The following is an 8,604-nucleotide window of genomic DNA, read 5'->3' on the forward strand; positions in this document are numbered from 1 at the left end:
GGCACTGTGCAGGAATAGGGTGATTAGTATAATAGAGGGGGAGTATACATCGTAGAGAAATGAAGTGCATTGAATGGCTAAAACAAGAGCATCCATTTACAGCAACTAGCCCTAAATCAGATGTACATGCTAATCATAATGAAGCTCAAAATAGCTCTCTTTGGAGACGAGCTAGTGGATACCGCAGAAGGCAGAATTTGTATGTAAAGGCAGTCAAAGGATTACAAAGAGTATTGGATATGCAACGAATGATTCATAATTGGGTCAGACCACATTGGGGACTTGGGAAGAAAGAAACTCCTTCAATGGCAATGGGTTTCATCAATCGTCCTGTCACCATGCTTGAATTACTCTCAACCAGAGCACCCCTCTAAATGCGATTTTGGGCATGTCTGAAGCCCTAGCAGAACAGCTATTTGGCGACCTCAATCCGCGCCAACTAAGTTCGATCTCGACGATCGCTAAAAGTGGCGAGCATTTATTATCACTGATTAACGATCTCCTCGATGTCTCCAAGATTGCCGCCGGGAAACTCGAACTAAATATCACCCAGGTGTCCTTCGCGGAGTTGTGTAAGTCGAGCTTACTGTTAGTCAGACAACAAGCCATTACACGGCGGTCGGATCGTCGTCGAGAGTGAGATCGGCTGCGGTAGTTGCTTTACAGTCGAGATCCCCCAGCCTGAGTTGGCGGTCGCTGCGGCGGATCTTGGTTTGACCTTGGATCGATCGAGTCACCCCCTGCCGCCAGCACCATCAATCTTGCTAGTTGAAGACAACGCGGTCACGATCGATACCTTCACCAGCTATCTGCATACCAAAGGCGATCGGACGATCGTCGCCCACAGCGAGCAACAGGCAATCTTACTAGCTCAAAGCCATCATCCAGACCTGATTTTAATCGATCTGCACATGTCTGAGGACAGCATTCCCCCGATCGAGTGGCTTCGTCACCACTCAACCCAAGTCTATATCCCGATGATTGCGCTGGCTACCGCCGTTGCCACCACCAGCGAACGGGAACAATGGCTGGCTGCTGTCGTCGATCGATATTTAGCCAAGCCAGTCAAACTTTGCGAGCTATATCACACCATTCAAGAGTGTCTGGACTTAAATTAGCAGTTAAGGGTTCAACCATGGTGAGGTGTAAATTTGCAGTAATGACAAAAGAAATCTTTTTTGTAATCGATCGACGGACGATGTGGGTATACTAAATATGTAGCAGTTGGATCGCGCGATCCAACTAGTTTAGTGAAATATTTACCAGCCTTCAAAGCTAGTGCTAAGATCTCGATTTAGTCGATCGTTGTTGCTAATCTTTGCAGAAATAGTTTTTCAATGAAGCTAACCACGCGCGTTGAGATGCGATCTGGTTAGCTCGATCGGATATACTAACGGTGTTTGAGAATCACTAGTAGCGGCTAGATGCTAGGTTCGACTTGCAAAAACTAGATAAAAATCAAATATTAACGTGAATTTTTGCACATGAACGATCGAGATGAGTATGAATTTGTAGAAGCAGCCCAAGCCAAAACTTGGGCAGAATATGCAATCGAAATCGATCGATTAGAATCCTCCATCCTCGCCGCTCAAATCGATCAATCCCTAACAGCCGAAGCACTCGCTCACGAACGCGCCAGTCAATTTTATGCGGCCTGGGGCAAAGCAAAAATTGCCACAGTCTATTTACAAGATGCCCGCGATTGCTACGTGCGATCGGGAGATACTGCCAAAATCATCGAACTCGAACAACGTTATCCTCAGTTACGGCCATCGACCTCAAATGATGTGCACACTAACGCTCCCAGAGGGGCAGCGAACTACTTTACAGATGAATTCATTGCCACACTCAGTCATGAATTTCGCAACCCGCTCAATGGCATTTTGGGCATGTCAGAAGCCTTATTAGAAGAAGTCTTCGGAGTCATGAACGAGAGACAACTCAATGCAGTGACGACGATCGATCGCAGTGGGGGCTATTTACTCGCATTGGTTAATAACATGACGGATCTGTTTCAAATTCAAGGCGGAAAGCTAGAACTAGAACTGACGCAAGTTTTGGTGGCCGAACTGTGTCAGTTTAGTGCTAATTTTGTCAAACACCACGCGATCCAAAAACAGATTCAATTAGAGACAAATATTCCGGCTAATGCTGGTGCAATTTGTGTCGATCTCCAACGGATGCGCCAAGTATTGATTAATTTACTTGATCGGGCGATCGATGCGACCCCGATTGGTGGTCAGGTCAAATTGACAGTGACTAGGGAGCAAGTCGGGACGACGGTAGATGCCAATTCCGCGATCCGGTTTGCCGCGATCGATACTAGCAAACAGATTCTAGCTACTCCGAACGAGGATGAATTAGGTCGATCGAGTCTCCCCGGCCTCCCGATGAAAGGCTATACCAACGATAGCCATCATGTCGGTCTCGGCTTGATGCTCGTCAACCCGATCGTCGAATTGCATGGTGGTACGCTCACTAGCCAGAGTATCATCGGTCAAGGCAATTATATCGAGGTGTCCTTACCACATACTTGTCTGGTAGCCGAACCGATTTGGCACGGCGGCGGTAATATGACCGATCCGTTGCAGATGCCGGACTATCTCGGTACTGCGTCAGGCACGATCGTTGAAGAGATCCCCGAACCACCATTGATCCTGATCGTCGAAGATAACGAACTAAATATTAATACGATTTCTAGTTATCTCACCGTGAAAGGCTATCGTCCGATCGTCGCTCAAGATGGCGCAGCGGCGATCCAACTTGCCCAACAGTACTATCCCGATCTGATTTTGATGGATATTCAAATGCCAGGGATGGACGGATTGGAGGCGATCTCCCGCATCCGTCAACATCCCCAACTAGCAAAAATTCCGATCGTGGCACTCACCGCTCTGGCTATGGATGGCGATCGCGATAAATGCTTGAATGCTGGCGCAGATGACTATCTCACTAAGCCAGTCAAGCTCAAACTACTCAATCAAACTATTCAGCAATGGTTGGGTTAGTTGGGAATGGGGAGTTGGGAGTGAATAGTTGATAGATGGCAGCTATAATTTAGTGAATTTTAGCGATCGCGATCGGTATGAACGAACCAACTTGCATCTTGATTTGCCAAAATCGCACCTGTAAAAAACAAGGTGCTGCCGCTGTATTGGCGGCTGTTCGCACGCTGAGTTCGCCAGAAATTAGCATTGAAGGTTGTGGTTGTTTGGGTAACTGTGGGAATGGACCGATCGTCTTAGTTTTGCCAGCAAGAATATGGTATTATCACGTTCGTCCACAAGATGTATCGACAATTTTGACATCGCTCTAAACTAGCGTAATTATTAATATATTTATGAATACTATTCTGCATATTACCCTTGCCGATCGCTGGACAAAAGCCAAGAATTTAGGTAGTTATCGCAGCGATACATTAGCGACGGAAGGATTCATTCACTGTTCTACGCTGGCTCAAGTTGTCGGCTCGGCAAATCGATTCTTTACGGGTCTTCAAAATGTGATGATTCTGGTCATAGATCGCGATCGAGTCACCTCCGAAATTCGCGATGAAGGCGTAGATCAAAATAATTTATTCCCACATATCTACGGCGAATTAAATATCGATGCAGTCATAAAAGCCGTCGATCTCGAAGCTAATATAGATGGAGTATTTATCATGCCAAAAGAATTAGCTAGTTAATTAATAATCGATCGATCAATTAAGATTTTCGAGATCGCTATCCACTATCCACTATCCACTATCCACTATCCACTATCCACTATCCACTTCCTACCCCTAGAATGAAAATTGCAACTTGGAATGTCAACTCAATTCGGACGCGGCTAGAGATTGTGAATAACTGGTTGCAACAACATCCGGTTGATGTGCTTTGCATCCAAGAAAGTAAAGCCACCGACGAGCAATTTCCGATCGCGGCGATCGAATCTTGTGGTTATCAGGTATATGTTTCTGGACAGAAATCATATAATGGCGTCGCCATATTTAGCAAGCAGCCACTGACGGATGTGAGTCGCGGGTTTGGTGGGGTATTAGCATCAGAATTAGTGGGCGACTTGGACGAACAAAAACGGGTAATTGCCGGCAGTCTCGATGGCGTCCGCATTGTCAATCTCTATGTCCCGAATGGAAACACAATCGGTAGCGATAAGTACGCTTACAAGCTAAGATGGTTGGAGTTATTAGGTCAGTATTTAAAACACTCGATCACGTCCGGTCAGCAGTCAATTTGTGTCTGTGGAGACTTTAATATTGCCTTGGATGATATTGATATTCATAGCAAAACTGTCTCCTTGGATCGAGTGATGGCAACTACCACCGAACGCGAATTATTACGTAAATCAGTTATCGATTTAGGCTTCCAAGATAGCTTTCGGAAATTTACCAGTACTGGCGGACATTTTAGCTGGTGGGATTATCGTCAACAGGGATTTGAACGCAATCGCGGTTGGCGGATCGATCATCTGTATCTGACTCCAGATTTACTCGATCGAGCCACCAGTTGCTCGATCGATATCGAGCCGCGCAAATTAGTCCAACCCAGCGACCATGCGCCTGTTGTTCTAGAATTATAGGTCGATCTATACAACACGTTCTTGAATTGTGAAATACCATCTTTTCCCAACTCCCAACTCCTAACTATTTGGACTTATTTCTTAGCAATTATTTTAGCCTCTATTCCACCTTTTGGCCCTAATGTAACGCCGCGTCGAGCTGGAATTGCTGGTGATTTACTGACGAGTTCCAGTTGGCAATGTGCAAGCATTTCCACCAAAACTAACTTCATTTCTAATTGAGCTAATGCCATACCAATACAGCGACGGCTACCACCACCAAAGGGTAGATATTCATAGGGAGAAAATTGACGTTCTAGAAAGCGTTCCGGTTTGAATAAATGCGGTTCGGGATAGAGATCTTCCCGATGATGGGTCAGGTAAATACAGCCGACAACTACTGTATCGACGGGAATGTTGTATCCTTGCAAAGATACTGGCTCCTGAGTAATGCGCGGAAATGTTAACATGCCGACTGGATAAATCCGCAATGTTTCCGAACAGACTGCATTTAAATAAGGGAGTTTGCTAATCGTCAGCGGATCGCGTTCTGTCCCTAATGTGGCGATTTCTGCCGCTAATTTCTGTTTGACTTCAGGTAGATAATTAATCCAGTAAATTGCCCACGAGAGCGCGGTTGCGGTGGTTTCATGTCCGGCAAATAGTAACGTCATCAGTTCATCGTGCAACTCGATGTCGCTCATCCCATTCCCTTCAGCATCTTGAGAGCCAATTAATAGATTTAAAATATCCGATCGATCTGGTTGATAATTGCGCCGTCGATCGGCAATTTCTTGATAGATTAACCGATCTAGTTCGGCTCGATCTCGTAAAAATCGTCCCCACGGACTCCATGCTCCTAAGTCTTGCTGCAAGAAGGGCATAAATAAGAAACTAGAATTGATTGGTGAGTCAATCAATGAGATCACTTTGAGTAATTTATCTCGAATGAGATCGTACCGTTCGCCTTTGTATAGTCCAAATACAGTTTGTAAAATTACGGAGAGCGAAATTGACTGCATTTCCGCGCGGAGATTGATAGTTTCACCAACCTGCCATCCGGCCACCAGATCTTGCGTCACTGCACAAATTAACTCGGTATAAGCTCGAATTTTTTCCCCATGAAACTGGGGCATCAATAACTGTCGCCGCTGACGATGTTCGCCAGCATCTAGTAAGATCACACCGCGTTCTCCTAAAAAAGGCTTTAAGATTTGATTGATCGAACCAGGTGCGGCAAATTGTTTGTTATCACTGGTTAAAAGCTGCTGAATCGCCTGCGGATCGCTGATAAATACCGCACCCTTGAATGCCCCAGTCATACTGACGGCAAACATATCGCCACATTGTCGATCGCAATCGTGCAAATACTTGAGTGGTTCGGTAATCCACTGCCAAAGCTGGATTGGGCTAGGTGTATTGAGTGTTGGTATTAGTGCCGTCATAAAATTTTGAATATGATTAGATATCTCTATTATCAAATATTTTCAGTGTAGGACTTGAATCGATGACCCACAAACAGAAAGTTGCCCACTTCAAGCAACTGCTACGAGATCGCGGTTATTGGCGATCGAATGCAATTCCACCTGCCTGTCAGCTACTCTAGTTATTGGGGTTTGAGACTCCCCCACCATACTTTCTCCCCTTCTGGACTGGAGTGGTAGTTGCGGGAGTCCCTTATGGCTGCTTGATGGGACTTTTCATGGGAGTTGTGCCACACTTTATCTATTGGTTTTTAGGTGGTGGTACCATAATTGCTGGTTTTTCGTTACTATTGACGATGTTTGCGATGTTTATTGGTTCAATAAGTGGCTTAGGTTTTGGGCTAATCATGGCACTATTTTGGCAAAGACAAGCGCGGAAACTACAACTACCCGATTGGGCGGATTTTCCCTCACCCAAAAATCTACCTTTTCTCTAACTAGGGGGTTGAGTAGCATTGGAAACAACCACCGGGTTAAGGATGCTAAATTACTCGAAAGTCATTTCAGAAGAGGGTTTGTGTAAAAAGGAAATGACGATCCTATTCGAGTTCTAGCGGACAGGTTTAGTGAACCCATTTTTGAATTGTTTCTACATATAGTTTTTTCGGCTTCAAGCCAACGATCTTTTCCAGCAGTCGATCGCCTTTAAATAGTACCACTGTTGGGACGCTACGAATGCCAAGATCGATCGCCAGATCTGGCTCTTCAGTCATATCGATTTCCACTAGATCGAAGTTGCCATCTTGTTCGGTGGCTAGTTGATGCAAAACAGGTCTGAGCGTATCGCAAGAGCTACAGTGAGGTGCGCTGACTTCGACTAGAATCAATTTAGTTGATTCACTTTGCAATTGTTCAAAAGCTAGACGACCTTGGAAAAAAGTTGATGCTGACATCTTAAATTGCCTCTAAATTATATTTGCTAATTAATTAATTTCTGCTAACCATCGTTCGGCTTCTAGTGCAGCCATGCAGCCCGTGCCTGCTGCTGTAATTGCCTGACGATAAATATGGTCTTGGACATCGCCAGCCGCCCATACACCTGCAATATTGGTGGCAGTGCTTTTACCAATAGTTTTGATATAACCTTTGTCATCCAAATCCAATTTGTCTTGAAAAAGTTGGGTGTTGGGTGTATGCCCGATCGCGTAGAATAAACCACCAACTTTTAATTCAGTCAGTGCGCCAGATTTTTGGTCTTGAATCTGCACGCTGCGGAGGACATCATCACCATCGACACTAATTGGTAAGGCTTGCCAATGCACGCGAATTTTATCGTGGTTTAAGACTCGTTCCTGCATGATTTTAGAAGCCCGCAATCGATCGCTTCTGACTAATAGATGCACTTTACTGGCATATTTAGTTAAATATAAAGCCTCTTCTGCTGCCGAATCACCACCGCCAACTACGGCAATTTCGACATCCTTAAATAAGGGATTAGTACCATCACAAATTGCACAGGCAGAGATCCCATTATTCCAAAACTGTTCTTCGCCGATGATATGCAACCGTTTGGCAGTCGCACCAGTACAAATAATTACTGCCTGAGCTTTGACTTCGAGATCGTCAGTGGTAATTGTAAATGGTCTGTGACTAAAATCTACTTTAACTACATCATCAGTAATTAATTTGGCTCCCCACCGCACAGCCTGTTGGTGCATTTCCTTCATCAATGCTGGCCCCTGAATCCCATCAGCAAAACCAGGGAAATTCTCTACTTCGGTGGTCGTCATTAATTGACCACCTGGCAATCCTCCAGCTACGAAACCTTCAAACATCAATGGTTGCAATTGAGCGCGTCCGGCATAGATTGCCGCTGTATATCCTGCTGGCCCCGAACCGATAATTACGAGTTGTTCTATTATCGCTTTCTTACAGTAATCGATTTAACAAATAACTAACCTAAAAACCATTGCACTCCGGTAATTAGATAGTAAATCCCTGCTAAAATCAGAGCTATACTACCGAATTTGGTAATGCTTTCCGAATATTTCAATAGTAAATTTGCTTGCTTGGCAAATCCAGTTAGCAAACTAGCGAGAAAGATAATCATCGTATAACCAAAGGCATAACTTGCCATTGTCAGTACGGCGAGTAACTGCGAACCACTAGCACCTGCGGCAGCGAGAACGGCAAATAAGACTGGACTCGCACAAGGCGAACTAACTAAAGCAAAAGTCAAACCCACACCGAAGGGGCCAAAATTCGAGCCATCGACATTAATTTCGGGCAAAGGGATTTTAATTAATCCTAATAAGCCAAAACCCATAATGAGAATAATCGCGCCGACAACCACATTAATATGACCGCGATATTCCACCATTACTGCACCAGCAAATGATGATACTAAGCCAAACAAACCGAGAATGATGACATTCCCGAGTACGAACAATCCCGCTTTCACAAAAGCATCACCGCGAGAGGTAATCTTACGGGTACCGATATAGCTCAAGTTAAGTGGTAACAATGCGAGAATACAGGGGGAAACACTGGCAATTAAACCACCAATAAAAGCCAGCGGCATCAGTACCAAAGGATTGGCAGTATCTTGTTTGGAAAACCATTC

11 protein-coding genes and 1 pseudogene are annotated in these 8,604 nt (G+C 44.8%); 8 read left to right on the forward strand and 4 right to left on the reverse strand.

What is annotated here, in order from left to right; genetic code table 11:
- Positions 1-68: 68 nt before the first annotated feature.
- The 7 genes and pseudogenes from RMO27_RS20740 to xth all read left to right on the forward strand — a co-directional run.
- Positions 69-374, forward strand: a pseudogene (locus tag RMO27_RS20740) (IS1 family transposase); the annotation flags it as partial.
- A gap of 14 nt (positions 375-388) precedes the next feature.
- Positions 389-640: a histidine kinase dimerization/phospho-acceptor domain-containing protein gene (locus RMO27_RS20745; protein WP_309736147.1), complete on the forward strand. Its 252-nt coding sequence runs from the start codon at positions 389-391 to the stop codon at positions 638-640.
- A gap of 46 nt (positions 641-686) precedes the next feature.
- The gene (locus RMO27_RS20750; protein WP_309736149.1) at positions 687-1,118 is read left to right on the forward strand and encodes a response regulator; all 432 of its coding nucleotides are present in this window, start codon (positions 687-689) and stop codon (positions 1,116-1,118) included.
- 366 nt (positions 1,119-1,484) lie between these two features.
- Positions 1,485-3,008 carry a response regulator gene (locus RMO27_RS20755; RefSeq protein ID WP_309736150.1) on the forward strand — a complete coding sequence of 508 codons (1,524 nt, stop codon included), beginning with the start codon at positions 1,485-1,487 and terminating at the stop codon, positions 3,006-3,008.
- A gap of 77 nt (positions 3,009-3,085) precedes the next feature.
- Complete coding sequence (locus tag RMO27_RS20760; RefSeq protein ID WP_309736152.1) at positions 3,086-3,316, forward strand: (2Fe-2S) ferredoxin domain-containing protein; 231 nt, start codon at positions 3,086-3,088, stop codon at positions 3,314-3,316.
- Between the two features lie 24 nt (positions 3,317-3,340).
- The gene (locus RMO27_RS20765) at positions 3,341-3,685 is read left to right on the forward strand and encodes a DUF952 domain-containing protein (protein ID WP_309736155.1); all 345 of its coding nucleotides are present in this window, start codon (positions 3,341-3,343) and stop codon (positions 3,683-3,685) included.
- Positions 3,686-3,786: 101 nt separating this feature from the next.
- Positions 3,787-4,578 carry an exodeoxyribonuclease III gene (gene xth / locus RMO27_RS20770; protein WP_309736157.1) on the forward strand — a complete coding sequence of 264 codons (792 nt, stop codon included), beginning with the start codon at positions 3,787-3,789 and terminating at the stop codon, positions 4,576-4,578.
- 74 nt (positions 4,579-4,652) lie between these two features.
- Here xth and RMO27_RS20775 read toward each other — a convergent pair whose 3' ends face one another.
- Entirely contained in the window at positions 4,653-6,002 is a 1,350-nt protein-coding gene (locus tag RMO27_RS20775; protein WP_309736159.1) for a cytochrome P450, read from the reverse strand.
- A 164-nt stretch (positions 6,003-6,166) separates the two neighbouring features.
- Between RMO27_RS20775 and RMO27_RS20780 the strand changes: the two genes are divergently transcribed.
- Positions 6,167-6,478: a DUF6404 family protein gene (locus tag RMO27_RS20780; RefSeq protein WP_309736162.1), complete on the forward strand. Its 312-nt coding sequence runs from the start codon at positions 6,167-6,169 to the stop codon at positions 6,476-6,478.
- Positions 6,479-6,604: 126 nt separating this feature from the next.
- On the opposite strand, the gene RMO27_RS20785 is transcribed toward RMO27_RS20780, so the two are convergent.
- The 3 genes from RMO27_RS20785 to RMO27_RS20795 all read right to left on the reverse strand — a co-directional run.
- Positions 6,605-6,934 (reverse strand): thioredoxin domain-containing protein, encoded by a 330-nt coding sequence (locus RMO27_RS20785; protein ID WP_309736165.1) that lies wholly within the window; start codon positions 6,932-6,934, stop codon positions 6,605-6,607.
- Positions 6,935-6,964: 30 nt separating this feature from the next.
- Entirely contained in the window at positions 6,965-7,903 is a 939-nt protein-coding gene (trxB, locus tag RMO27_RS20790; RefSeq protein WP_396133776.1) for a thioredoxin-disulfide reductase, read from the reverse strand.
- A gap of 32 nt (positions 7,904-7,935) precedes the next feature.
- On the reverse strand, positions 7,936-8,604 hold a 669-nt coding region (locus tag RMO27_RS20795), incomplete at its 5' end, for a cytochrome c biogenesis protein CcdA (RefSeq protein ID WP_309736167.1).

The organism is Chamaesiphon sp. OTE_75_metabat_556 (assembly GCF_031378165.1).
GTDB lineage: Bacteria > Cyanobacteriota > Cyanobacteriia > Cyanobacteriales > Chamaesiphonaceae > Chamaesiphon.

Excerpts from the sequence above, each read along its gene's own strand:
- RMO27_RS20745 (WP_309736147.1), top strand. The coding sequence starts at position 389 with ATGTCTGAAGCCCTAGCAGAACAGCTATTTGGCGACCTCAATCCGCGC.
- RMO27_RS20755 (WP_309736150.1), top strand. The coding sequence starts at position 1,485 with ATGAACGATCGAGATGAGTATGAATTTGTAGAAGCAGCCCAAGCCAAA.
- RMO27_RS20760 (WP_309736152.1), top strand. The coding sequence starts at position 3,086 with ATGAACGAACCAACTTGCATCTTGATTTGCCAAAATCGCACCTGTAAA.
- RMO27_RS20765 (WP_309736155.1), top strand. The coding sequence starts at position 3,341 with ATGAATACTATTCTGCATATTACCCTTGCCGATCGCTGGACAAAAGCC.
- xth (WP_309736157.1), top strand. The coding sequence starts at position 3,787 with ATGAAAATTGCAACTTGGAATGTCAACTCAATTCGGACGCGGCTAGAG.
- RMO27_RS20775 (WP_309736159.1), bottom strand. The coding sequence starts at position 6,002 with ATGACGGCACTAATACCAACACTCAATACACCTAGCCCAATCCAGCTT.
- RMO27_RS20785 (WP_309736165.1), bottom strand. The coding sequence starts at position 6,934 with ATGTCAGCATCAACTTTTTTCCAAGGTCGTCTAGCTTTTGAACAATTG.